This window comes from Brevundimonas sp. (assembly GCF_004210735.1).
In the GTDB taxonomy this organism is placed as follows: Bacteria; Pseudomonadota; Alphaproteobacteria; order Caulobacterales; family Caulobacteraceae; genus Brevundimonas.
Window position 1 is genome coordinate 1 of the sequence record NZ_SDZL01000021.1, and the last position, 23,892, is coordinate 23,892.

28 protein-coding genes and 1 riboswitch are annotated in these 23,892 nt (G+C 67.7%); of the genes, 14 read left to right on the plus strand and 14 right to left on the minus strand.

Features of this window, described 5'->3' with window-relative positions:
- The 7 genes from rpsR to alr all read left to right on the plus strand — a co-directional run.
- On the plus strand, positions 1 to 254 hold a 254-nt coding region (rpsR, locus tag EON91_RS06240), incomplete at its 5' end, for a 30S ribosomal protein S18 (RefSeq protein ID WP_292092558.1).
- 1 nt (position 255) lies between these two features.
- Positions 256 to 840, plus strand: coding sequence for a 50S ribosomal protein L9 (gene rplI, locus EON91_RS06245; RefSeq protein ID WP_292092560.1), 585 nt, complete (start codon positions 256 to 258; stop codon positions 838 to 840).
- 110 nt (positions 841 to 950) lie between these two features.
- A riboswitch (SAM riboswitch) is annotated at positions 951 to 1,063 on the plus strand.
- Positions 1,064 to 1,357: 294 nt separating this feature from the next.
- Positions 1,358 to 3,820 (plus strand): TonB-dependent receptor, encoded by a 2,463-nt coding sequence (locus EON91_RS06250; RefSeq protein ID WP_292092562.1) that lies wholly within the window; start codon positions 1,358 to 1,360, stop codon positions 3,818 to 3,820.
- Positions 3,821 to 3,917: 97 nt separating this feature from the next.
- A complete protein-coding gene (locus tag EON91_RS06255; RefSeq protein ID WP_292092564.1) occupies positions 3,918 to 4,286 on the plus strand; it encodes a hypothetical protein in 369 nt (122 codons plus the stop codon).
- A gap of 322 nt (positions 4,287 to 4,608) precedes the next feature.
- The gene (locus tag EON91_RS06260; protein ID WP_292092566.1) at positions 4,609 to 6,108 is read left to right on the plus strand and encodes a replicative DNA helicase; all 1,500 of its coding nucleotides are present in this window, start codon (positions 4,609 to 4,611) and stop codon (positions 6,106 to 6,108) included.
- A gap of 89 nt (positions 6,109 to 6,197) precedes the next feature.
- Positions 6,198 to 7,046, plus strand: coding sequence for a DUF5694 domain-containing protein (locus tag EON91_RS06265; RefSeq protein ID WP_292092568.1), 849 nt, complete (start codon positions 6,198 to 6,200; stop codon positions 7,044 to 7,046).
- 40 nt (positions 7,047 to 7,086) lie between these two features.
- Complete coding sequence (alr, locus tag EON91_RS06270; protein WP_292092569.1) at positions 7,087 to 8,124, plus strand: alanine racemase; 1,038 nt, start codon at positions 7,087 to 7,089, stop codon at positions 8,122 to 8,124.
- Here the strand turns inward: alr and EON91_RS06275 are convergent, their stop codons facing one another.
- Positions 8,125 to 8,769, minus strand: a complete 645-nt coding sequence (locus EON91_RS06275) for a Yip1 family protein (protein ID WP_292092572.1) — start codon at positions 8,767 to 8,769, stop codon at positions 8,125 to 8,127.
- A gap of 186 nt (positions 8,770 to 8,955) precedes the next feature.
- Between EON91_RS06275 and radA the strand changes: the two genes are divergently transcribed.
- The 6 genes from radA to EON91_RS06305 all read left to right on the plus strand — a co-directional run bounded on the left by radA (position 8,956) and on the right by EON91_RS06305 (position 14,181).
- Positions 8,956 to 10,329, plus strand: coding sequence for a DNA repair protein RadA (gene radA / locus EON91_RS06280; protein WP_292092574.1), 1,374 nt, complete (start codon positions 8,956 to 8,958; stop codon positions 10,327 to 10,329).
- Between the two features lie 31 nt (positions 10,330 to 10,360).
- A complete protein-coding gene (locus EON91_RS06285) occupies positions 10,361 to 10,957 on the plus strand; it encodes a CvpA family protein (protein ID WP_292092578.1) in 597 nt (198 codons plus the stop codon).
- 26 nt (positions 10,958 to 10,983) lie between these two features.
- Positions 10,984 to 12,489: an amidophosphoribosyltransferase gene (gene purF, locus EON91_RS06290; RefSeq protein WP_292092581.1), complete on the plus strand. Its 1,506-nt coding sequence runs from the start codon at positions 10,984 to 10,986 to the stop codon at positions 12,487 to 12,489.
- Between the two features lie 6 nt (positions 12,490 to 12,495).
- A complete protein-coding gene (locus tag EON91_RS06295) occupies positions 12,496 to 12,837 on the plus strand; it encodes a VOC family protein (RefSeq protein ID WP_292092583.1) in 342 nt (113 codons plus the stop codon).
- A 45-nt stretch (positions 12,838 to 12,882) separates the two neighbouring features.
- Positions 12,883 to 13,641, plus strand: a complete 759-nt coding sequence (locus tag EON91_RS06300) for an SDR family NAD(P)-dependent oxidoreductase (RefSeq protein WP_292092586.1) — start codon at positions 12,883 to 12,885, stop codon at positions 13,639 to 13,641.
- 90 nt (positions 13,642 to 13,731) lie between these two features.
- Complete coding sequence (locus EON91_RS06305) at positions 13,732 to 14,181, plus strand: GNAT family N-acetyltransferase (RefSeq protein WP_292092587.1); 450 nt, start codon at positions 13,732 to 13,734, stop codon at positions 14,179 to 14,181.
- Here the strand turns inward: EON91_RS06305 and EON91_RS06310 are convergent.
- From EON91_RS06310 to EON91_RS06345, 8 genes are all read right to left on the minus strand, one after another.
- Positions 14,178 to 14,609, minus strand: coding sequence for a lysozyme inhibitor LprI family protein (locus EON91_RS06310; RefSeq protein WP_292092589.1), 432 nt, complete (start codon positions 14,607 to 14,609; stop codon positions 14,178 to 14,180). The genes EON91_RS06305 and EON91_RS06310 overlap by 4 nt on opposite strands.
- A gap of 21 nt (positions 14,610 to 14,630) precedes the next feature.
- Entirely contained in the window at positions 14,631 to 16,259 is a 1,629-nt protein-coding gene (gene der / locus EON91_RS06315) for a ribosome biogenesis GTPase Der (RefSeq protein WP_292092592.1), read from the minus strand.
- A 21-nt stretch (positions 16,260 to 16,280) separates the two neighbouring features.
- Positions 16,281 to 17,657 (minus strand): PQQ-binding-like beta-propeller repeat protein, encoded by a 1,377-nt coding sequence (locus EON91_RS06320; protein ID WP_292092593.1) that lies wholly within the window; start codon positions 17,655 to 17,657, stop codon positions 16,281 to 16,283.
- Between the two features lie 23 nt (positions 17,658 to 17,680).
- Positions 17,681 to 18,430, minus strand: a complete 750-nt coding sequence (locus tag EON91_RS06325; protein ID WP_292092595.1) for a tetratricopeptide repeat protein — start codon at positions 18,428 to 18,430, stop codon at positions 17,681 to 17,683.
- A gap of 78 nt (positions 18,431 to 18,508) precedes the next feature.
- Entirely contained in the window at positions 18,509 to 19,345 is an 837-nt protein-coding gene (gene panB, locus EON91_RS06330) for a 3-methyl-2-oxobutanoate hydroxymethyltransferase (RefSeq protein ID WP_292092597.1), read from the minus strand.
- Positions 19,346 to 19,762 (minus strand): hypothetical protein, encoded by a 417-nt coding sequence (locus EON91_RS06335; RefSeq protein ID WP_292092598.1) that lies wholly within the window; start codon positions 19,760 to 19,762, stop codon positions 19,346 to 19,348.
- Positions 19,752 to 20,309: a sigma-70 family RNA polymerase sigma factor gene (locus tag EON91_RS06340; protein WP_292092600.1), complete on the minus strand. Its 558-nt coding sequence runs from the start codon at positions 20,307 to 20,309 to the stop codon at positions 19,752 to 19,754. The genes EON91_RS06335 and EON91_RS06340 overlap by 11 nt, the downstream gene beginning before the upstream one ends.
- Before the next feature lie 27 nt (positions 20,310 to 20,336).
- A complete protein-coding gene (locus EON91_RS06345) occupies positions 20,337 to 20,729 on the minus strand; it encodes a DUF6249 domain-containing protein (protein ID WP_292092601.1) in 393 nt (130 codons plus the stop codon).
- A gap of 191 nt (positions 20,730 to 20,920) precedes the next feature.
- Here EON91_RS06345 and EON91_RS06350 point away from each other — a divergent pair, with 191 nt between their 5' ends.
- The gene (locus EON91_RS06350) at positions 20,921 to 21,757 is read left to right on the plus strand and encodes an endonuclease/exonuclease/phosphatase family protein (RefSeq protein WP_292092604.1); all 837 of its coding nucleotides are present in this window, start codon (positions 20,921 to 20,923) and stop codon (positions 21,755 to 21,757) included.
- Here EON91_RS06350 and EON91_RS06355 read toward each other — a convergent pair.
- The 5 genes from EON91_RS06355 to EON91_RS06375 all read right to left on the minus strand — a co-directional run bounded on the left by EON91_RS06355 (position 21,744) and on the right by EON91_RS06375 (position 23,890).
- Entirely contained in the window at positions 21,744 to 22,031 is a 288-nt protein-coding gene (locus tag EON91_RS06355) for a hypothetical protein (protein ID WP_292092607.1), read from the minus strand. The genes EON91_RS06350 and EON91_RS06355 overlap by 14 nt on opposite strands.
- On the minus strand, positions 22,021 to 22,560 hold the full coding sequence (locus EON91_RS06360; protein WP_366250168.1) for an RNA polymerase sigma factor: 540 nt from the start codon (positions 22,558 to 22,560) through the stop codon (positions 22,021 to 22,023). Before EON91_RS06360 ends, EON91_RS06355 begins: the two co-directional genes overlap by 11 nt.
- A gap of 21 nt (positions 22,561 to 22,581) precedes the next feature.
- Positions 22,582 to 22,992, minus strand: coding sequence for a hypothetical protein (locus tag EON91_RS06365; RefSeq protein ID WP_292092609.1), 411 nt, complete (start codon positions 22,990 to 22,992; stop codon positions 22,582 to 22,584).
- Between the two features lie 94 nt (positions 22,993 to 23,086).
- On the minus strand, positions 23,087 to 23,434 hold the full coding sequence (locus EON91_RS06370) for an ArsC family reductase (protein WP_292092610.1): 348 nt from the start codon (positions 23,432 to 23,434) through the stop codon (positions 23,087 to 23,089).
- A gap of 159 nt (positions 23,435 to 23,593) precedes the next feature.
- The gene (locus tag EON91_RS06375) at positions 23,594 to 23,890 is read right to left on the minus strand and encodes a hypothetical protein (RefSeq protein WP_292092612.1); all 297 of its coding nucleotides are present in this window, start codon (positions 23,888 to 23,890) and stop codon (positions 23,594 to 23,596) included.
- Positions 23,891 to 23,892: the final 2 nt, after the last annotated feature.

Genomic DNA, 23,892 nt, shown 5'->3' on the forward strand with positions numbered 1-23,892 from the left:
AGAAGGGGCGACGGCCGGCTCCGGCCCCGCCCGTCGGCCCCTTCTATCGTCGCCGCAAGGTTTGCCCGTTCTCGGGCGCCAACGCGCCGAAGATCGACTACAAGGACGTGAAGCTGCTGCAGCGCTACGTCTCCGAACGCGGCAAGATCGTGCCTTCGCGCATCACCGCCGTTTCCGCCAAGAAGCAACGCGAACTGGCCAAGGCCATCAAGCGCGCCCGCTACCTGGCCCTCCTGCCGTACGTGGTGAAGTAAGATGAAGGTCGTTTTGCTGGAACGCGTCGAGAACCTCGGCGCCATCGGCGACGTCGTCACCGTCAAGGACGGCTTCGCCCGCAACTTCCTCCTGCCGCGCGACAAGGCGCGTCGGGCCACGGAAGCCAACCTGAAGGCCTTCGAACTCGACCGCGCCGCCATCGAGCAGCGTAACGAGAAGAACAAGGCCGAAGCCCAGAAGATCGCCGACAAGATCGACGGTCAGACCTACATCATGATCCGTCAGGCTGGCGAAACCGGCCAACTGTACGGTTCGGTCGCCGCCCGCGACGTCGCCGAAGCCGTTCAGGCTGAAGGCGGCAAGATCGAGCGTTCGCAGGTCGTTCTGAACACCGCGATCAAGACCCTGGGCGTCCACGAAGTGCCGGTTCGCCTGCACGCCGAGGTCTCCGCCAAGGTCAAGATCAACATCGCCCGCTCGGCCGAAGAAGCCGAACGTCAGGCGAAGGGTGAAGACGTCATCCGTTCGCAGTTCGACGATGAGCGCCAGGCCGCCGAACAGGCCGCCCAGGAACTGATCGAAGGCGGCGCCGGTCAACAGGAAGGCTTCGGCGACGAAGCCTGATCCTTCTACCGGATCTGAATAAATGGGCGGCGCAGGGCATGATCCTTGCGCCGCCCATCTTTTTTGCGGCGCCGTCTTGACGTTTTCTTGCTGCGACGCAACATTGGTCAGGCTCATCGAGACCGGTTGAGGGAACAGGCCCTTGGACGCCGGGGCAACCTGCGGAACATCCGTAAGGTGCCAACTCCTTCGGGACCCCTCCCCGGGTCGCGGCAGATGAGAGGTGATCCGGCGCGACAGGCGTCGCCCCTCGAAATGTCACCGAAGCGGTTCCCGATCGAGAGGGAGACGACGATGCGTGACCATCAGCTTACCGAGTCCCTCCATACGTTCGACGTGACCGCCTGCGGCCTCATGCCTTGCGGCGGCGCACGATGTCTTTGCGCGGGCTGACCCGCGACTGACCCCGGCGGCTGACCGCCGACCTCCCGACACAATCAGGACCAGACCCACGCGGCCGAAAAGCCGTGCGCGGCCCCCTGTGTCCGAAATCATTCAAGAAACGATGGATCTCTCGATGACCTACAATTCCCGGACACCCCGGATCTTCAGGCACGCCCTGTTCCTGGCCGCCTCGGGGCCCGCTTTGCTGATCGCAGGCGCGGCTGTCGCGCAGACGGCGCCGCAGGACGAAACCACCAACATCGACGAAGTGGTCGTCACCGGCACCCGCGTGGCCGGCCGCTCGCGCCTGGACTCGATCGCGCCGGTCGACGTGGTCACGGCCGAGGCTTTGCAACAGCGCGGCTCGACCGAGTTGGCGACCCAGCTGGCGGCCAGCGTGCCGGCGCTGAACTTCCCACGCCCATCCGCCACCGACGGCACCGACTCCATCCGGCCCGCCACCCTGCGCGGCCAGGGCCCGGACCAGACGCTGGTGCTGGTCAACGGCGTGCGCCGGCACCCGACGGCGCTGGTGAACACCAACGGCTCGGTCGGGCGTGGCTCGGCGGCCGTGGACCTGAACGCCATCCCCAGCACGGCGATCGAGCGGATTGAGGTGCTGCGGGACGGCGCCGCCGCCCAGTACGGCTCGGACGCCATCGCCGGGGTGCTGAACCTGCGCCTGCGCGAAGCGGCCAGCGGCGGCGGGGCCAGCGTCACCTACGGCGCCAACGTCACCGACTTCACCGGCTTCTACGGCCGGGCGGACGAGATCACCGATGGCGAGACCCTGACGGTCGCGGGCTGGCAGGGCTTTGCGCTGGGCGACGACGGTTTCCTGACCGCATCGGTCGAGTATCGCGACCGCGAGCGCACCAACCGCAGCGACATCGACCCGCGCTTCACCCCCGCGCGGGTGCGGGGCGGTCAGGGCGACGCGCAGACCGAGGATCTGGCGGTCTATCTGAACGCCGGCAAGCCGCTGGGGAACGGCTGGGAGGCCTATGGCTGGGCCGGGTATCAGACGCGCGACGCCGCGGCCGCCGCCTTCTATCGGACGCCGACCGACAACGCCCAGAACCCGGACTATGGCGCCGGGCGGGTCTATCCGGACGGCTATCTGCCCCAGATCCTGACCGACACGACCGACTGGACCGCCGCGGCGGGCGTGCGGGGCCAGGCGGGCGGCTTCGACGTGGACGTCAACCTGGGCTACGGCCGGAACGAGATCAAGTTCGGGGCCGAGAACACGCTGAACCCGTCGCTGGGCCCGACGTCGCCGACCAGCTTCTACGCAGGGTCGCTGACCTATGACCAGCTGGTGCTGGGCATCGACGCCAGCCGCCAGTACGAGGTCGGTCTGGCCGGGCCGCTGAACGTCGCCTTCGGCCTGGAGGCGCGTCAGGAAAGCTATCAGATCGGAGCTGGGGAACCGGGCTCGTATGAGCGCGGCAGCTTCCTGAACATCGGCGGAACGGATCTGAACTGGGGCTCGCGAGGATTTACCGGCTTCACCCCCTCGAATGAGGTGGACGAGGACCGCAACAACGTCGGCGTCTATGTCGATCTGGAAGGTGAGATCTTCGAGAATTTCACCGCCTCGGCCGCCGTCCGCTACGAGAGCTATTCCGACTTCGGGGACAATGTCTCGGGCAAGGTCGCGGCGCGCTATGACTTCACGCCCGGCTTCGCCGTGCGGGGCGCGATCTCGAACGGCTTCCGGGCGCCCAGCCTGCAACAGCAGTATTTCACCCAGACGGCCATCCTCTACATCTCGAACGTGCCGTATGAGACCGGCACCTTCCCGTCCGTCAGCCCGGTGGGCCTGGCGCTGGGCGGGACGCCGCTGGAGGCCGAGAGCTCGACCAACTATTCGCTGGGCTTCGTCTGGCGAAAGGGCGCGTTCGAGCTGACGGCTGACGCCTATCGCATCGACATCAAGGACCGGATCATCCTGTCGGAGACCCTGACCGGCAGCGCGACGGCGGCGCCGGGCACAAACGCCCGCACCATCCTCGATCTGTTGCAACCGTATGGCGCCTCGGCCGCGCGCTTCTTCATCAACGGGGTCGATACCGAAACGACGGGCCTGGACGTGGTGGCGCGCTATCGCGTGGTGTCCGAGGTCGGACGGCTGGACTTCACCCTGGCGGGCAACGTCAACGACTTCGACGTGACCAGGACGCCCGAGACGCGATCGGGCGTCCTGCCGACGCCGGTGTCGCTGTTCGCGCGTCAGGCGACCCTGCGGTTCGAGGAAGGGACGCCGCCGTGGAAAGCCGTGTTCCAGACCGACTTCACGCGCGGCGCCGTGGGCGGCACCTTCCGGGTGACCGGCTATGGCGATGTGCTGGCGCCCGGCGCGACTGAAGCGACCGACCTGACCATTGATGCGGCGGGCGTGGTGGACGTGGAGGCGCGCTACACACTGAGCGACCGGGTCACCCTGGCGGTCGGGGCGGACAATCTGCTGGACCACTATCCGACGCAGATCCAGCGGGTGAACAACACCTCGGGCGCCTTCCCCTTCTCGAACTTCTCTCCCTATGGCTTCAACGGTCGGTATGTGTACGGCCGCATTGCGCTGAAGTGGTGAGATCGCCGCCTCGGGTCCGCGTGAAGGCCTGAGGCGGACGCCCTTGTTCGGCCATGAAGCGGGGCCTGAATGGCTCCGCTTCATCAGGGTGCGACATATGAAAAAGACAACGTTGCTCCTGGCGCTGGCCGCCAGCCTGTGGGCCACGGCCGTCAGCGCCATGACGGTTCAGGAGTTCCTGACCACGGCGAACGGGATCCCGCGCAATCCGACCGCCCTGCTGCGGTCCGACACCCGGCGGCTGATGGACGAGGTGAAGCTGGCGTTCCGCACGGTGGGAGAGGAACAGGATGCGGCCAGGGCGGCGGGTCGTCGGCCGGCCACCTGCGTGCCGGACAGCAAGGTCCGGATCAGCCCGGACGACATCCTGAACCGCTTCAACGCCATCCCGGCCGCGCGCCGCAACATCAGCGTCACCCAGGCGATCCGTGAATGGATGGCCGAGCGCTATCCCTGCCCGGCCTGATGGTCGCTCGTTGCAGTGCAACGCGAAAAAAACAGTGCATGCAGTGCATCAGTGCAATCCGGCGAACGGCTGTGGGGGCTGGCGAACGGTGACGGAGCGATAGTGCGGCGCCCGCCGAGCCCGGCGCGTCGTTTGGGGTCAGAATCCCGACTGTCCTTGATCGAAAAGGACAATTCAGCGCCTGCCATCGTATCCAGTGCGGCCGGCCCGGCGTCGCGTGCGGGCCGACCCGCGACCATCCACAGCCTGTCCCCGTTCATCTGACGGCGGCTGACGATTTCCGTCCGCGATTGACGCGGCGGCGCGTTAACACCTTCGGACCATGAACGCCCTTGCCCCCCTGCCCTACGGATCGTCGCCGGACCCGGTGTCGATCGCCTCGATGCCGCACAATCTCGAGGCCGAGCAGGCCCTGTTGGGCGCCCTGATGTTCGACAACGCCGTGTTCGAGCGGCTGAGCGACCGTCTGCGGGGGTCGCATTTTTACGAGCCGTTCCACCAGCGCCTGTTCGAAGCGATCGAGGACCATATCCGCCAGGGCCTGCTGGCCGAGCCGACCATTCTGATGGAGCGTTTCAAGCCCGATCCGGCGTTCCAGGAGTTCGGGGGCCTGCGCTATCTGGCCGATCTGGTGGACCGCGCGCCGCCGGCAGCCAACGCCCCCGATTACGCCCGGGTCGTCTATGATCTGGCGCTGCGGCGCGACCTGATCCGCATCGGCGGCGAGATCATCAAGGAGGCGCCGAACCCCGAGACGCCCGCCGACGAACAGATCGAACAGGCCGAACAGACGCTGTATTCGCTGGCCGAGACGGGCAAGCCGTCGTCCGGTTTCGTCAGCTTCTCGGCCGCGCTGGCCGGCGCCGTCGAAATGGCGGGCGAGGCGTATCAGCGCGAGGGCAAGCTGGCCGGTCTGGCCACGCGGCTGGACGATCTGGACCAGAAGCTGGGTGGCCTGCACCCGTCGGACCTGCTGATCCTGGCCGGGCGTCCGTCGATGGGTAAGACGGCGCTGGCGACCAATATCGCCTTCAACGTGGCGCGCAACTATCGCTGGGAGCCGACGCCCGAGGGTCGCAAGACGGTCGATGGCGGGGTGGTCGCCTTCTACTCGCTGGAAATGAGCGCTGAACAGCTGGCCATGCGTATCCTGGCCGACGCGTCGGGCGTGTCGTCGGACAAGCTGCGCAAGGGCGAGATCGACGCCAGCGATTTCGGCCGCATCCGCGACGCCGCCATCGAGATCGGTGAGAGCCCGCTGTACATTGACGCCACCGGCGGCCTGTCCATCTCCAAGCTGGCGGCGCGGGCGCGGCGGCTGAAGCGGATGGAGCACGGGCTGGACCTGATCGTGGTCGATTACCTGCAACTGGTGACGACCGGCGAGAACAGCCAGAAGAACCGGGTGCAGGAGGTGTCCGAGATCACCGGCGGCCTGAAGGCGCTGGCCAAGGAGCTGAACGTGCCGATCATCGCCCTGTCGCAGCTGTCGCGTCAGGTCGAGCAGCGCGAGGACAAGCGACCGCAACTGTCCGACCTGCGGGAATCCGGCTCGATCGAGCAGGACGCCGACTGCGTGATGTTCGTCTATCGCGAGAGCTATTATCTGGGCCGGGCCGAACCGCGCGAGGGCTCGGAAGAGCACCTGAAGTGGCAGGAAGACATGGACCGGCTGCAGCATCAGGCCGAGGTCGTGATCGGCAAACAGCGTCACGGCCCCATCGGCATCGTCAAGCTGGCGTTCGACGCCAACACCACCCGCTTCGGCAACCTGGCCCATGACGGCCGCTATGGCGGCGCCTTTGCGGACATTCCGGAGTAGGCGTCGGCGAACGGCGGGCATGACAAAAGCTTAAGCGGCGGATCGCGGTAGCGGCGGGTAGCCTTGGCTGTCTGTCGAAAGGAACCGCCATGCTTCGCCTTGTCGCGCTGTCTGTCCTGGCCCTCTGCGCCTTTGCGCAGCCCGTAGGCGCACAAGTGTTTCCGGGCGATGCGGCCCTGGTGCGGGATCGGACGGTCGATCAACGCCCGGCCTTGATGGTGCTGGGCGCGCCGCATCTGGCCAATCACCATCGCGACGTTCAGCGCACCGACATCGCCGATGTCCTGACCCCCGCGGGTCAGGCGGAGGTCGAGACGGTGGTGGCGCGGCTGGCGGCCTGGCGGCCCACGCGTATCGCAGTCGAAATCCAGGCGGGCGATCAGGCGGAGTTGGACAAGCGCTATGCCGATTTCCGCGCGGGGCGATATGCGCTGTCCGCCAGCGAAGTCGATCAGTTCGGTCTGCGCCTGGCCGCCCTTCTGGGACACGAGCGGGTTCATGCCGTGGACTGGAACGACATGCCGCCGGGCGCCATGGACGACTATGACTGGAGCGTGGGCGCGGCGCAGCGGGGCGAAGAAGCCCGCATGGCGGCCCTTCGCTCGCCCGAGTGGGGGCAGCGACTGACCGCGCTGGCGGCGTCGCGGCCCATGGCGGAGTGGCTGGCGGTGATGAACGGGACCGACTTCCTGATGCAGTCGCACCGCCGATATTACGACTATGCCCTGCTGGGCGACCAGGGCGCCAACTGGGTCGGCGCCTGGCACGGTCGGAACCTGAAGATCTTCGCCAATCTGGTTCGCGTGGCGGACGCGCCGGGCGAGCGGGTTCTGGTCATCTATGGGGTGGGCCACGCCTTCCTGCTGAACCGTTTCGCGTCGGAAAGCGGCGCCTTTACCGTGCAGAGCGCATCGGACTGGCTGGCGGCGCCGCGCTGAGCCTATGGCGTCGCCGGAAAGTTGAGGCATAAGGATCGGCATGTCCTCCCCCGCCTCTCTGACCGTCGACCTGAGCGCGCTGGCGCGCAATTTCCACGCCTTGCAGGCCCTGACGGGCGTGCCGGTCAATCCGGTGGTCAAGGCGGACGGATATGGTCTGGGTGCGGCGCCGGTGGCGACGCGGCTGATGGCCGAGGGGGCGCGGACCTTCTTTGTCGCGCGTGCGGCCGAGGGCGTGACCCTGAGAGCGGCGCTGGGCGCCGAGCCGGTGATCTATGTGCTGGACGGTTGTCACGGCGGGTCGGCGGGCGCGATCAAGGCGGCGAACCTGCGCCCCGTGCTGAACCAGTCCGCGCAGCTGGAGGTGTGGACGGCGGCGGGCGGCGGGCCGTGCGGCCTGCAACTGGACACCGGCATGAACAGGCTGGGTTTCCGGCTGGAGGACGCGCCGGAGCCGTTCGAGGGGCTGGCGCTGGTGATGACCCATCTGGCCTGCGCCGACGAGCCGGCCCATCCGATGAACCGGGCGCAGCGCGAGGCCTTTGCGGCGGCGGTGGGCCGCTATCCAGGCGTGACGCGGTCGTTCGCCAATTCGGGCGGGTGCTTCCTGGGACCGGACTTCGCCTTTGACGCCGTGCGGCCGGGGATCAGCCTGTACGGCGGCGGCCCCGAAGGGCGGCCCGATCACCGGATCGCGCCTGTGGCGACCCTGACGGCGCAGATCATTCAGGTGCGGGACGTGCCGACGGGTGAGACGGTCGGCTATTCGCAGGGCTATCGCGCCGAGCGGCCGATGCGCGTGGCGACCTGCGGGGCCGGCTATGCGGACGGGGTGATGCGCAGCAACAGCCCGCGCGGTCAGGTCTGGGTCGCCGGGGAGTTGCGTCCGATCCTGGGCCGGGTGTCGATGGACGTGCTGGCGGTGGATGTGACCGGGCTGGACGTCGCGCGGGGCGACGCGGTCGAGATCTTCGGCGCCAATCGCTTGATAGACGACGCGGCGACGGCGGCGGGAACCATCAGCTACGAGATGCTGACCTCGATCACGCCGCGCGTGCCGCGCGTCTATCGCGACTAGTTACACACCGTAAGCGGCCAGACCGGCGGCGCCGACAGCGCCCGCGGCGAAGGTGGCCGTGACCGCAGCGACGATCGTGCCGATCACGATCCAGACCACGATGGCGGCGATGATCACCACCACGGTGTAGCCCACGGCCTTGTCCTGGGGCGACTTCATCAGGATCGGCAGACCCTTGTAGAGCAGGAACAGGCTGTACAGGCCGACGATGCTGAGGATCGCCAGCATCGGGATGATGCCGAACACGCCCGCCACCCACGAGGCGGTCGAGGAATAGACCGCGACCTTCATCGCCTGCAGACGGTTCTTCTCGCCGCCGAAGCTGGGGGCCAGAGCCTCGATGATCAGGCCCAGAACATAGGTTCCAACCAGGGCCAGGACATAGGCCAGGACCGCGCCGACCACAGCGCCGACGATAGGCGTGCGGACCACGACGCCGAAGACGCTGACCGGGAACAGCTGTCCGCCGATCAGCGAGGCGATCGGGCCGATGGCGGCCAGGATCGCGGCATAGCCGGTGAACAGGCTCTTGATATCCGAGCGTTCGCCGTCGATGCGATTCCACTCGGCGGTCGGCTGCATCAGGATGCCCTTCACGCGGGCGACGAGGTTGGCGTTGCCGGCGGCCGGCGTTTCGAAGGTCATCGGGGGACTCATTCTTATGGATTGATCGGACGCCGATCGGCGAACGCGGAGAATGACCCTCAAAGGCCACGCTAGCAAGCAAGCCGCGACCCGGTTGCGACGAATGCTCTGCCAATTGCGACAATTGCGGTCGCACCCCGCGTTCGGCGCACTGGCGGGCGCCCCGATTCCTGATAAGCCTCGGCCATGGCTCGTGACGGCGCACTTTATGTCTGTAACGCCTGTGGCGCGGTCCACAGCAAATGGTCCGGGCAATGCTCGGGCTGCCAGTCTTGGAATTCGCTGGTCGAGGAGAGCAAGGCCGCGCCCCCCGGGGCGATGAAGCCCGTTTCGACCGCGCGCAGCCGGGGCCTTCTGTTCGAAACCTTGCAGTCAGACACGCCCGAGCCCCCGCGCATCGTCACCGGCGTGACCGAGTTCGACCGGGTATGCGGCGGCGGGGTGGTGCCCGGTTCGGCGATCCTGCTGGGAGGCGACCCCGGCGTCGGCAAGTCGACGCTGCTGCTGGAAGTCACGGCCAAGGCGGCCCTGCGCGGGGCGCGCGTCGCCTATCTGTCGGGCGAAGAGGCGGTGGAGCAGATCCGCGCCCGGGCCAAGCGGATGGGCGTCGCCGACGCCCCGGTCAGCCTGGCCTCGGCCACCGCGCTGCGCGAAATCCTGACGACGTTGAAGCGCGACAGGTTCGACATCGTCATCATCGATTCCATCCAGACGCTGTGGAGCGACGCGCACGAGGCGGGGCCGGGTTCGGTCACCCAAGTGCGGGCGTGCGCCGCCGAACTGGTTCGCCTGGCCAAGAACGGCGGACCGGCCGTGGTGCTGGTCGGTCACGTCACCAAGGACGGCCAGATCGCCGGGCCGCGCGTGGTCGAACACATGGTGGACGCGGTGCTCAGCTTTGAAGGCGAGCGCGGCTATCCGTTCCGCATCCTGCGCGCGGGCAAGAACCGTTTCGGCGCCACGGACGAGATCGGCGTCTTTGAAATGGGCGACAGCGGCCTGCGCGAGGTGGCCAATCCGTCCGCCCTGTTCCTGGGCGAGGGCAAGGAGCGCGCGCCGGGCGCGGCCGTCTTTGCGGGCATTGAGGGATCACGTCCCGTTCTTGTGGAAATTCAGGCTCTTGTCGCACCATCCGCATACGGTACGCCAAGACGAGCAGTCGTCGGTTGGGACTCCGGACGACTGGCCATGCTGCTGGCGGTGCTGGAGGCGCGGTGCGGACTGGGGTTCGGCGACCGGGACGTCTATCTGAACGTCGCGGGCGGGCTGCGCATCAATGAGCCGGCGGCGGATCTGGCGGCGGCGGCGGCCCTGATCAGCTCGGCCACCGACATGCCCCTGCCCCAGGGCTGCGTCGTGTTCGGCGAGATCGGCCTGTCGGGCGAGGTCCGGGCCGTCGGCCGGGCCGAGGCGCGGCTGCGCGAGGCCCAGAAGCTGGGCTTTGACCACGCCCTGACCCCACCGCTCAACGTCAAGGAATCGGGCGTGCGCATGACCCCCGTCAATCGCGTGACCGAGGCAGTCGATAGAATCTCGCAAAACCGCTACGGTGGCGGCTGACGTCCCTTTCGCCTTGAAGGATCACCCCCGCGTGACCGGCTACGACGCCTTCGCCATTCTGGTCATTCTGGCCTCCGCCGCCGCCGGCTTCGTGCGCGGCGGGGTGCGCGAACTGATCACCCTGTTCAGCTTCATCCTGGCGGCGTTCGTCGCGCTGATCGCGCTGCCGCTGACGGCGCCGTTGGGCCGGTCGCTGATCGATCCGGATTGGGCCGGCACCATCTTCGCGGCGATCCTGAGCTTCCTGCTGATCTATTTCGGCATCCGCATCTTCGGCTCGACCCTGTCGAAGCGGGCTCAGGCGCATCCGCATCTGGGCGGGGTGGACCGGTTCTTCGGGGCTTTCGTCGGCGCCGGGCGCGCGCTGGTGCTGATCGGGGCGGTGCACCTGGTCATCGCGGCGGCCATGCCGGGCGAAAAGACCCCGCGCTGGCTGACCGAAGCGGCCCTGTACAAGGTCAGCGCGGTCTCGGCCCGAACCATCCAGATCGTCCTGCCCGGCATCGGCAAGGGCGCCGACGCCTTGTCACCCGTGGTCGATTCCTCCGTACGGAAAGGGTTTTCGGACGAGGAAGCCTTGCCCCGGACGCAATCCGGGACTACCTCGCCGGGCGCTGCCCCCGAGTAGATTTCAGCCGGTCATCGGAGCCCGCGATGCGCCACCATATCGCCGAACCCGTCATCCACCGCGAACACTGGCGCGAGCCGGAGGACGATCAGCTGCGGCTGGAGTGCGGCGTCTGTGGCGTCTGGGGCGCACCTGAGAACGAGGCCTCGTCCATCGTGGCGCTGGGCCTGCATGCGCTGCAGCACCGGGGTCAGGAAGCCTGCGGCATCGCCAGCGTCAGCGACGACCGTTTCCACACCGAGCGCCACCAGGGCCTGGTGGGCGAAGCGTTCGGCAACGCCGAGCTGACCACGCGCCTGCCCGGCGGCGCCGCTGTCGGCCACACCCGCTATTCCACAGCCGGCGGCAGCTTCCTGCGCAACATCCAGCCGATGTTCGCCGACCTGGATCAGGGCGGTATCGCCATCGCCCACAACGGCAACCTGACCAATTTCAAATACCTGCACGCGCAACTTGTCTCGGAAGGCGCGATTTTCCAGTCTACCTCGGACTCCGAGGCCATCCTTCACCTGATCGCCCGCAGCCGTAAGGCCAAGATCATCGATCGGTTCATTGACGCCCTGGGCCGGATCGAGGGCGGCTACGCCCTGGTCGCCCAGACCCGCTTCAAGATGATCGGCGCCCGCGATCCGCTGGGCATCCGCCCGCTGGTGCTGGGCAAGGTCGGCGAGGCGTGGGTGCTGGCGTCGGAAACCTGTGCGCTGGACACCATCGGCGCCACCTTCATTCGCGATGTCGAACACGGCGAGGTCGTGGTGATCGACGAGGAAGGCCTGACCTCGCTCAAGCCCTTCCCGCAGAAGGCCGCCCGCCCCTGTCTGTTCGAATACGTCTATTTCGCCCGCCCCGACAGTGTGGTGAACGGCCGCTCGGTCTACAACGTCCGCAAGGAAATGGGTCGCCATCTGGCGCGCGAACACGCGGTCGAGGCCGATGTCGTCGTGCCGGTGCCCGATTCCGGCGTGCCGGCGGCGCTGGGTTACGCCCAGGAAAGCGGCATCCCCTACGAAATGGGCATCATCCGCAGCCACTATCTGGGCCGCACCTTCATCCAGCCCAGCCAGGGCGCCCGGCAAAAAGGCGTGCGCATGAAGCACAGCCCCAACCGCGCCGCGCTGGAGGGCAAGCGTGTGGTGCTGATCGACGATTCCATCGTGCGCGGCACCACCTCGCTGAAGCTGGTCCGCGCCGTGCGCGCGGCGGGCGCGAAAGAGGTTCACCTGCGCTCGGCCAGCCCGCAGATCCTGTTCCCCGACTTCTACGGCATCGATATGCCGGAGCGGACGCAGCTGATGGCCGCCACCCACACGATGGACGAGATGCGCGCCATCCTGGAAGTCGATTCGCTAGGCTTCCTGTCGATCGACGGCCTGTATGACGCCATGGGCGTGGGCCCGCGCGACACGGCCAATCCGCAGTTCACGGACCACTATTTCACCGGGGACTATCCGACCCGGCTGCTGGACCGCGAAATCGAGGAAGGCGGCCGTGACGCCAAGGGTCGGCAACTTTCCTTGCTGGTGAGCGCTTAGGGCTTGATGATCCAGCTCGGCTATTTCACCCTCGACACCCCCGACATAGAGAAGGCGCGCGCCTTCTATTCGGCCCTGTTCGGTTGGCGCTTTGACGACGCGTCCTCGCATCCGACCTATGCCCATGTCGCCGACAGCGCGCCGGCGTTCGGCATCTGCAAGGGCGAGCGCGTCGATTTTCCGCACCTGTATTTCCGCGTGCCGGACATCCACGACGCGTGCCGGCGCGTGACCGAGCTGGGCGGCAAGGCCGCCATCCCCGCCGAAAGCGCATCGGGTCTGAGCGCCGTCGTCAGCGACGATCAGGGCGTCAGCTTCAGCCTGTGGCAACCCGCGCAGGGTCTCTGACCGCGTCAGCCTTTCGCCGATGATGAGGGCGCGCTATCAGGCGCCATGTCCGACACCTCCCTCCCCCTCAAGGATCGTATCGCCCTGGTCGTAGGGGCGTCGCGCGGCATTGGTTACGAAAGCGCGCTGGCGCTGGCCAAGGCCGGCGCCCACGTCGTCGCCACCGCTCGCACGCAGGGCGGGCTGGAGGAACTGGACGACGCCATATTCGCCGCCACCGGCCAGCACGCGACCCTGGTCCCGTTCGATCTGGTGGACGGTGGCGCTATCGACCGACTGGGCGGCGCCATCTTCGAGCGCTTCGGCAAGCTGGACATCTGGGTGCAGGCGGCCGCCACCATGGGGCCGTCGGGCCTGACGCCGGTCGCCCATGCCGAACCGCGCGAGTTCGCCAAGGTCGAGAAGGTCAATTTCACCGGCGTCTATCGCCTGATCCGCTCGCTGGAGCCGCTGCTGCGGGCCTCGGACGCGGGCCGGGCCATCCATCTGACCAGCAGCGTCGCCACGGCGCCCCGCGCCTTCTGGGGCATGTATGCGGCGACCAAGGCGGGCGCCGAGGCGCTGGTCAAATGCTGGGCGGACGAGATCGAGTCGACGCCGATCCGTGCGACTGTGGTCAACCCCGGCCGAATGCGCACCCAGATGCGGGCCCAGGCCTTCCCGGGCGAAGACCCGATGGATGTGCCCCACCCGTCCGAAATCGGCCCGCTGATCGTCGAATTGGCGCGCCCTGACCTGACTCCGCCGCTGACGATCAACTTCAAGGACTGGAAGCACGGGCCGTCGGCCAGCGCCCTGATCTGATCGCACACTGATCGCAGCCGCGGAATGACGACTTGCGCCGCCGCTTCCACCGCGCGACGCAGGGACGAACGCTCATACAGGCAGGCGCGCATGGCCCCGGACACCGTCATCATCCCCATCAGCGACGATCTGGTCGCCCATGCCGACTGGCTGGCGGCCAGCGAACAACTGCATCGGCAGCTACGGCCCGATCTGCCTTCGGCCTATGCCGACTACATGCGCCAGATGTTCGCCGAGGGCGCGGAGATGGCCGTGGCGGCGGAGGGCGACAAGGTGCGCGCGGTCGCCGTCTATCACGCGCGATTGACGACGTTCCACGGGCGGCGCTTCTACATCGACGATCTGGTCGCGGACGAGGCCGAGCGGTCGCGTGGGTTCGGCGGACAACTGCTGGACTGGTGCGAGGTACGAGCGCGTGAGCGCGGCTGTGCTGCGCTGGACCTGGAATCCGGCGTGCAACGCCAGCGCGCGCACCGCTTCTATTTCCGACGCAACCTGGTGATCCACACCTTGGGCTTCACCAAGGACCTGACCATCTAGGGCGCTGCGATCGGTTCCGGCAGGATCGGCGGGGTGGAATCGGCGAAGGTCAGGTAGTCGGTCCAGATGTCGTGGGTGCGTTGTCGTGTGAGCTCGATGCGGCAACCCAGACCCATCACGGTGCGGATCGTGCCGCCCTTCCACCGGTCATACACGCCCCGGCAGCGGATATCGGCATAGGCGGCCCAGGCGCTCTGGCTCGCGTCCAGCCAGGCGGGGCCGAAACCGGGTTCGCCAGTGGTCCCTGCCATATCTTCGTCCAGACGCGCGTGCGCCGCCGCCAGATAGCGGTCCATCCGCGCCTCTTCCCGCGCCAGGTCCCGAGCGGCGCAGGCGTTGATTTCCTGCGTGTTCGCGGCGCGATCACAATCGACGTCGGCCGCGACCGGGGTCTGGAGGACCAGGGCGATGAACAGCGTGGCGATCATGATGCGTCCTCGCAGGAAGACTTAGCGCTTGGGACCGCTCTTCTGGCCCGTGCGGATGCGGCCGGAACGCGAAACCTGACGGGCCCCGCCCCGCGCGCCCTTCTGGATCGCGACGCTGGACCCGGCCTTTTTCGACGCGCTGGCCTTCAGGCCGCCCAAGGGTTTGATCTTGGGTTTGAAGCCGGACTTCGTCTTCTGCTCCAGCGCCTTACCCGGCAGATTCGACAGCTTTTCGGCCGCCTTCTCCGCCTTTTGCACGCGGCGCGGCGCGGTCTTGGCAGCCCCTTGGAAGCGTTCGGGGCCCGACTTGGCGCCGCCCTCGACATAGGGGTTGGCCGAGCCCGCCTTGACCGTCAGCCGGATCGGCGTGCCAGGCAGGTCGAAGCTCTCGCGCAGCGAGTTGATCAGATAGCGCTTGTAATGCTCGGGCATGTCCCCCGCGCGGCTGGCCATCAGCACGAAGGTAGGCGGGCGGGCCTTGGTCTGGGCCATGTATTTCGGCTTCACCCGCTTGCCGTCGACGGCGGGCGGCGGGTGCCGCTGGGTCGCCATGGACAGCCAGGTGTTCAGATCCTTGGTCTTCACCTTCACGGACCAGGTGTCATAGGCCTTGATGATCGCCGGCATCAGGCGATCGACGCCGCGTCCGTTGTGCGAGGACAGGGCGACGAAGGGCGAGCCCTTCAACTGCGGCAGCTTGTTCTCGGCCAGGGATTTCAGCTCGGCCATGCGAGCCTGGGGCTCGTCCTCAAGGTCCCATTTGGACGCGACATAGACCAGGGCTCGGCCTTCCCGCTCGACCAGGTCGGCCAGCTGCAGGTCCTGGGTGTCGAAGGCGTCGTCCTTGTCCATCACCAGGACGACGATCTCGGCGAAGGTGATGGCACGGATGGTGTCGGCAACCGACAGCTTTTCCAGCTTCTCGTTGACGCGGGCCTTGCGACGCATGCCGGCGGTGTCGACGAAGCGGATGGCGCGACCTTCGTATTCCCAGTCGACGGAGATGGAGTCGCGGGTGATGCCGGCTTCGGGGCCGGTCAGCAGGCGATCCTCGCCCAGCAGACGGTTCACCAGCGTCGACTTGCCCGCATTGGGGCGGCCGATGATGGCGATGCGGATGGGTTTGTCCGGCTCGTCGATTTCCTCGACGAAGATGTCAGCAGAGGCGGCGACCAGGGCCGCGTACAAATCCGCCATGCCCTCGCCGTGCTCGGCCGAGATGGCGACCGGCTCGCCGAAGCCCAGGGCATGGGCCTCGCCCACGCCGCCGCCGCTTTCGCGGCTTTCGGACTTGTTGGCCAGCAGGATGATCGGCTTGTGCACCTTGCGCAGGCGCTCGGCGAAGATGCGGTCCAGCGAGGTCACGCCCTCGCGGGCGTCCATCATGAACATGACCACTTCGGCGTCATCCAGCGCGGCCTCGGTCTGTTCGCGCATGCGGGATTCAAGGCTGTCGTCGGTGACGTCCTCGTAGCCCGCGGTGTCGATCAGCGTCAGGTCCATGTCGCCGATATTGCCGTCGGCATAGCGACGGTCACGGGTCACGCCCGGGCGATCATCGACCAGCGCAAGACGCTTGCCGACAAGGCGGTTGAACAGAGTCGACTTGCCCACATTGGGGCGGCCGACGATGGCGACCTTCAAAGCCATGGCGTCAGCCTTTTACTCGGGTCAGCGAATGCTGACGAGCTCCCCGTTATCGGTCAGGACGTACAGCGCGCCGTTGTAGGCGGCCGGGGCGATATAGGCGGGCGCGCCCAGCTTGATCGTCGACTGGGCGGCGCCCGTCTTGGGATCGAAGGCGACGGCTTCGCCGTACGAGTTGACCAGGATCAGGCGGTTGGACGCCAGGATCGGGCCGGACCAGATCGGCGTGACCTCGCGGTCGAAGAAGCCCAGGAAGCCGCCTTCCTTGCGCGCACGCCCTTCGTTCAGATCGCGGGTCCAGTAGACCTGGCCGTTGTCACGGCTGACCGTGGTCAGCTCGCCGTTCTTGGACACGACATACACCACGTCACCGGCCGGCAGCGGTGCATTGACGCCGGCGATGGGCAGTTGCCACTTGGGCTGACCCGAGCGCACTTCCAGTGCGGACATGACGCCCGAGTGGCTGATGGCGTAGACGAAACCGCGGCTGACGACCGGACGCCCGGCGATGTCGCGGATTTCCGACAGGGCGCTGGTGCGGCTGGTGCGGGACAGGACCTGCTGCCAGACGGCCTGGCCATTGGTCGCGCGCAGGGCGACGACCTCACCCGACGAGAATGGCGCGATCACCGTGTCGCCGGTCACCGCAGGGCTGGAGGCCCGCAGCACGCGCGCGGTTTCCGGCAGGCCGCGATAGGACCAGGCCTGCTGGCCGTTGGCGGTGTTGAAGGCGATCATCTGGTTGTCGACGTCGATGGCGTAGACGCGCCCGGCCTGAACCGTCGGCGCGCCGTGCAACGGCACGTCCACGGCCTGGGACCAGACCACGGCGCCGGTGGCGGCGTCCAGCGCGGTCATGACGCGATAGCCCGAGGTGACGAAGACCTTGCCCTCGCCCACGGCCACGCCGCCGCCGAAACCGGCGCGCTCGCGCCCCTCGGGACGGACATTGACCTGCCACAGGATCTGGCCGGTGCCGGCGTCGACCGCCGAAACGGTGGATTCACCGTCCAGCACGAAGACCCGATTGTCGGCGGCCACCACCGGAGACGTGACCTGACGGGTGCGGGCCGAGCCCTCGCCGATCTTGCGCGTCCAGGCGACATTGAACGCAGGGGCCGCGATGACGTGTTCGATCGCGTTTTCGGCGTTACCGCCGGGTTGCGGCCAGGCCGTGACCGACTGAGGCCCCGGCAGGAAGAAGTCGCGGCCCGACAGGGCGGCCGAAGGGGCCAACTGCTGTTCGAACTCCAGCACCGAGATGCGTTGGCCGGCGCTGGCGGTCGCCTGGGCGTCGTCGCTGCGGCCCAGGCCGAACGGCAGGGCCCGGCGCACGGTGCCGCATGAGGCGACGGTCATCGCCAGCCCGCAGGCCAAGGCGACTTTGAGCACTTTGTTCATCGAGGAATTCCTGGCGACGATCGTCACGGGCGGGCTCCGGCGGCGGGCGCGGCGGCCGGGGCTGCGGTGCGGGCCGGCGCGGCAGGCAGGGCCGCCTGGGCCTTGAGGATGGCCGGCAGGGCTGCGGCGGTGCCCGAGTCGATCGCCTCGATCGCGGCCTGGGCGCGCTGACGCACCTGATCCGGCACGTCCTGACCCAGTTGCAGTTGCACCAGCACCGAACGCGCCTCGGCGGTCTTGCCGTGCTGCAGACGGGCCATGGCCTGGGCTTCCTGGGCGAAGGCGCGCAGCGGGCGCTTTTCGCCGACCAGCGGCTCAAGGCGCTTTTCGATATCCGGCAGGGTCGCGGTGTCCATCAGCAGATAGACGGCCTTGAGCGCGGCGGGGTCGGACAGGATCGGATCGCGCGACGCCTTGGCGGCTTCGTCGAACAGGGCGACCGCCTCGGTGACCTTGTTCTGATCGACCGCCAGACCGGCGCGCTGCATCAGCGCCAGGGCCTTATAGGCGCCGCCGCCCTTTTCGGCGGCCTCGGCGAAGGCGGCCTCGGCGCCGGCGGCGTTGTTTGATTCGAGCGCTTCCAGCCCGCGATCATAGGCGACCGACGCCTGATCGGCGCGGCTGGTCTGCCACGACTGCCAGCCCCACCAGGCCAGGGCGGCGACCAGCGCAACCGCCAGAACGCCCGCCACGACGGGAAGCCAGGTACGGGCCAGGCGCCGGTATCGGTCGGAGCGAAGCTCCTCCTCGACCTGTTCGAAGACATCAACCACGGAAACGTCGCCCCAAAAGCTCTGACAGCAAACCGGCGCGAACCCTAGAGGGTCGGCACGACGCCCGCAACGCGGCCGTTACGGCGAAACCGGCTTTTTGGAGAAGTAGGTCTCGACTTCGGCAGGAAAACGGCGGGCGCGCACATCTTCGGCATAGGTTGAGACGGCCCGATCGATCTCGCCGCGCAGATCGGCGTATTTGCGGACGAATTTCGGCGTCCAGTCGAACAGGCCCAGCATGTCCGACACGACCAGTATCTGGCCGTCACAGGCTGCCGAGGCGCCGATGCCGATGGTAGGCTTGTCCACCGCTTGGGTGATTTCGCGCGCCAGACCCTCGGCCACGCCTTCGATAACGATGCAGAAGGCGCCGGCGTCGGCGGTGGCCCGGGCCTCGGCCAGGACGCGCTCGCGCTCGGCGTCGGTGCGGCCCTTGGCCTTGAACCCGCCCTCGACCAGGCTGGCCTGGGGCCGTAGGCCGATGTGGCCCATGACCGGGATGCCGCGCTGGACCAGATATTCGACGGTGGGCGCCAGCACGGCGCTGGTTTCCAGCTTCAACGCCTGGGCGCCGGTTTCCTGCATCACGCGAACGCAGTTGTCATAGGCGGCCTCGCGCCCGCCTTCATAAGAGCCGAAGGGCATGTCGACGACGACCATAGCGCGTTTGGCGCCGCGCATGACCGCCTGTCCGTGCAGGATCATCATGTCCAGCGTCACGCCGACGGTGTTGGGCAGGCCGTGGACCGCCATGCCCACGCTGTCGCCGACCAGCAGCAGGTCGCAGTGGGCGTCCATGATCGCGGCGGTCGGGGCGTCATAGGCCGTAAGGCAGACGATCGGCTCCTGACCTTTCCGCGCCACGATATCGGGCACGGAGATTCGACGGACCGTCTCCTGCTTCTGGCTGGACACTCAGACCTCCTGGGACAACCTCACCGCTCCGGCCGCCAGCAGGGCCAACAGGGCCCCTGCGGTGATCCAGAACAATTGCATCCCGCCCATGGAGCCCAGGTCCACCTGGGTCAAGCCGATCCGGTCCGCCACGCCCTGGGCCGAGACCTGGGCCGCCGCGACCGAGGCGGTGAATCCCTGGCCCAACTGGGCGGACGAAGCGCCGGCGTCCGACGACAGGTTCAGGTTCAGATCGACAGCACCGCTGACCGCAACCACACCTCCGACCAGCCCCGCCGCAGTGAGCGCCAGCGTCCGGATGCGCGAGGCCGAGGTCAGGCGCGTCTCGACGTCGGCGGCGAACAGGCCCGCGTCCTGCAAGACCGGCGTGCGCGCATACAGGCGCTCGATAAAGGGATCGAAATCATCAGCCGACATTGGCCGACCTCCCGGAAAGAGCCGGCCCCGGCTGGAGCCGTGCGCGGAGTTTATCCAGACCACGTTTGACATGGCTTTTCACCGTTCCAAGCGGCAGATTCATGGCGGAGGCGATCTCCGGATGAGACATGCCCGCTCCGTGACACAGGGAGACGCAAAGCCGTTCGGCCGGCGTCAGGGTTTTCAACGCCTCGTCCAGATCAACCAGACCGGCGTGATCCTGGATCGGCGCCGCCTCTTCGCTTTCAAGTTCAGCGACATAGCGGGCGTCCTTTGCCCGACGTTTGATATACAGGCGCGCCGCGATCCGCTTGACCCAGGCCGCGAAGGTGCCTTCGCCCCTGAACTCGCTGCACCGCTGGAAGGCCTGAAGAAAGGCGTCCTGGGCGATATCGTCGGCCAGCGACGGCTCGGCCCCCATCCGGCGCAGCAGGGCGCGCACGGCCGAACCGTGACGGCGCACCAGTTCCCCGAACTCGCGCCGTCCACCCGCCGCCGCCTGGGCGGCGAGTTCGACGTCGTGGAGGTCCATAAGGCCTCTGCTCATGGCGGTGTCCCCTGCCCCGGCCCGACCTCAGTCCCTGTTCTTGTTGATGGCGCCCAGCACCAGGAAGGCCAGACCGATAGTCAGCGGGATGGCGGCGATGCCGACCAGACCGTCGAAGTCGTTGTCCCAGCCGCCGTTGAAGTCGTTGATCAGGCCGAACGCCGCCAGACCGATACCGATCGCCAGCCAGATCACGCCCCGGCGGATGTCGCGGCTGCGCGAGGGCAGTTTCTGGATCACGTCCTGGCTCAACGCATCGACCAGTTCGGGCGGCAGGGGCTGTCCCTTGTCCAGGGCGGCGCGGACGGTGACCTGCATCTCCTGACGCTCGCGGCTTTTCAGCCAGGTCGGGCCGACGATGATGGCGGTGATGGTGCCGAAGACCGCGAAGATCGCGAAGATCGGGATGAAGTCTTCCATGATGATACCCTGTGATGCTGTGGGGCGGAGCCTGATGCGCCCGCCTTCTGATAACAAGAGGCGACGCAGCGTCCGTATGGATGCGAATGCGCATGTGAAATGTTCGTAAGGATCGCCCCGCGCAGGCAGTCCAGTTTCGCCCAATGCGCTGAAACCGGTTACAAGACAGCAACAGAGATGGAGGATTCGCCATGTCCACCCGCCGCACCGTGCTGGCCGGTCTGGCCGCCCTGCCGCTGACCGCCCTGACCCTGAACGCCTGTGTCACGCCGCAGAAAGCTCCCCCCGCGCCGGATCTGAAACTGGTGACGTTCAACATCTGGCACAATCAGGGCGACTGGGCCGCCCGCCTGCCGCTGCTGGTCTCGGCGCTGCGGGATGCGGACGCCGACGTGATCGCCCTGCAGGAAGTGCTGGAGGACGCGGCGGTCGGCCTGCCCAATCAGGCGCAGACACTGGCGGACGCGCTGGGCGGCTACAGCGTGCATTTCGTCTCGACCGACGCCGAGGGGGCGCCGCGCCGCTATGGCAACGCGATCCTGAGCCGTCTGCCCGTGGCGCAGGCGGACTGGCGCAAGCTGGCGCCGCTGGACGACTATCGCACGGCCCAGCGCCTGCGCCTGCGCCACGGCGGGCGGCTGATCGACATCGTGAACACCCATCTGCACTGGACGGTCGAGGGTGGGGCCATCCGCGCCGAACAGGTGGCGGACCTGCTGGCCTGGCTGCCCCGGGACGGAACGCCGCTGGCGATCCTGGGCGACCTGAACGCGCCGCTGCCCAATCCGGAGTTGTCAGGCCTGCGCGCACCGCGCTTCGTCGAGGCGTTCGCCGCCCTGCACCCCAACCAGATCGACCGCACGACCCTGAACCCCGCCAAGGGGCACAAGGGGGCGCATATCGACCAGATCATTATGGAGGCGGCGCATTTCACGCCGGTTCAGGCGGCCATCATCGGCGACCGGCCCACGAACGGCGAATATCCGTCCGATCACTTCGGGGTAGAAGCGGCCGTCAGGCTGCGCTGACGCGCCGCGCGGTCCACAGGGCGGTCGCCGCCACCAGCGCGCAAAGCGCCAGCGCCGTCGCCGAGGGGGCCAGCGCGGGCCCCAGCGTCGTCAGGACGGGTTGCAGCCCCCACAGGGCCGCCGTCCCGGCGATGACCACCGGCGCGGTCGTGACGACCTGCGACACGGCGCGGCGACGGGCGATCCGTTCGGCCACGGCGGCGCGGAACGCCAGATCCCGCACGGGCGGCGTCTGGACCGAAAACAGGGCGTGCAGTTTTTCCTCAGGCGTCATCGGACCCTCCGAGCGCCACAAGCAACCGCACCCGTCCACGCGCAACATGGGACTTCACCGTGCCCAACGGCAAGCCCAGCGCCATCGACGCCTCGCCGTGCGACCAGCCGTCGGCCAGGCACAGGGCGACACAGGCCCGCACGTCGGGCGTCAGTTCCGCCATGGCGGCGGCCAGCGCCAGCCGGTCCTCGTTCGACACCCCGGCGGGCGTTTCGACGCTGTCCAGCCATTGCCTGTCGCGCGCCGCGCCCCGACGGGCCCCGCGCATCCGGTCCTGCGCCTTGCGCCAGGCGATGCCCAGCAGCCATGACCGGACCGCGCCCGGTTCCTTCAACCGGTCCAGGGTGCGCCAGGCCGTGACAAACGCGTCCTGCGCCAGATCGTCCGCCTCGGCCCAGCCGCCGCCCAGGGTGCGGCGCAGGAAACCCCGCACCACCGCCTGATGCCGCTCGACCAGCGTCGAGAAGGCGGCGTCCGAACCGGCCAGCGCGCGGCTGACCAGTTCGGCGTCTGTCGGCAATCCCCCCACCAACCTGTTCCTGTCCGACCATCAGCCCCCGGTCCGGGCCCGACCGCGCTTGCGCAGGGCCGACACCAGGCTGGCCAGCGACAATGCGGCCAGCACGACCGTGACGATCAGGAAGGCGTCGCCGGCGCCATACATGTCCCGCGAGGCGGCATAGGCGAAACCGCCGGCCATGATCCCGAAGAAGACGACGCAGAACCAGTTGCCGTCGTTACTGTTCGAGTTGGAGGACCAGGCCTCGGTCTCGGAATCGATGGGCTTGTCCAGCACCTTCAACAGGGCCTCCGGCGGTTCCTGCCCGCGCTCGGCATAGGTCTGGATCAGCTTCAGCGTATCCTTCTGGCGGCGATAGTTCAGGAAGCTGGAAAAGCCCCCGAAGAAGAACCAGGCCATCGGGAACAGCAGCCACCAGTAGGATCGGAACAGGTCTTCCATCGTCTTCAACCCCGTCTTGCGCCGCGATCATCGCGCGCTTTCGTCAGGTAGTCGCCGCCGGGCGCGCCGCTGGATGCGGGCGTCGTGGAATTTTTCAGCCGATGGCCGCCGCATACTGGTCCGGCTTGAACCCCACCAGCGTCCGCCCGCCCAGGTCCAGCACCGGCCGTTTGATCATCGACGGCTGGGCCAGCATCAGGGCGATGGCCTTGTCGCGGTTGATGTCCTGGCGGTCGGCGTCGGGCAGTTTGCGGAAAGTCGTGCCGGCGCGGTTCAGCACCACCTCCCAGCCGTGTTCGTCCACCCAGCGCTCGACATCCGCGCGGTGGGCGCCGGCGATCTTGTAGTCATGGAAGGCGTAGTCGACGCCGTGCTGGTCCAGCCAGGTGCGGGCCTTCTTCATCGTGTCACAGGCCTTGATGCCGTACAGGGTCAGGCCCATGCGCGATCTCCCTTCGATTAGCGAAGGTCAGCCTTAGATCGACTCGATCCCGGTCGGAAGTCGCGGCTCAGCCCCCGGCGAAGCCGGGTCGACCACGACCGATGCGCAATGACCTTGAAAAGGATGAGGGCGAACGGGTGCGCGCATCCGATGCTTACATCAGAATGCGAGCGGGCCGGTTTGCCAAACGATGCTTACGGCCGCGACCACGGCGCCGGTCAGGCCGACACGCCGCTCCCATCCTTCTGGTTCCGAGAGATTTGTCCTCTGACGTCCCAGCCACAAAACGACGCCGATCGTGGCCATCAGGCAGAGCACGCTGAACACGGCGCCCGCCAGCCGCCATGGCCACGCATCAGGTGCGCCCCACACGTCCGCCGCGCTGGCGATCGCATACAGCCCCATGAAATGCAGGGCCCAGATCACCAGCCCGCCGGTCATCGTCACCCAACGCATGG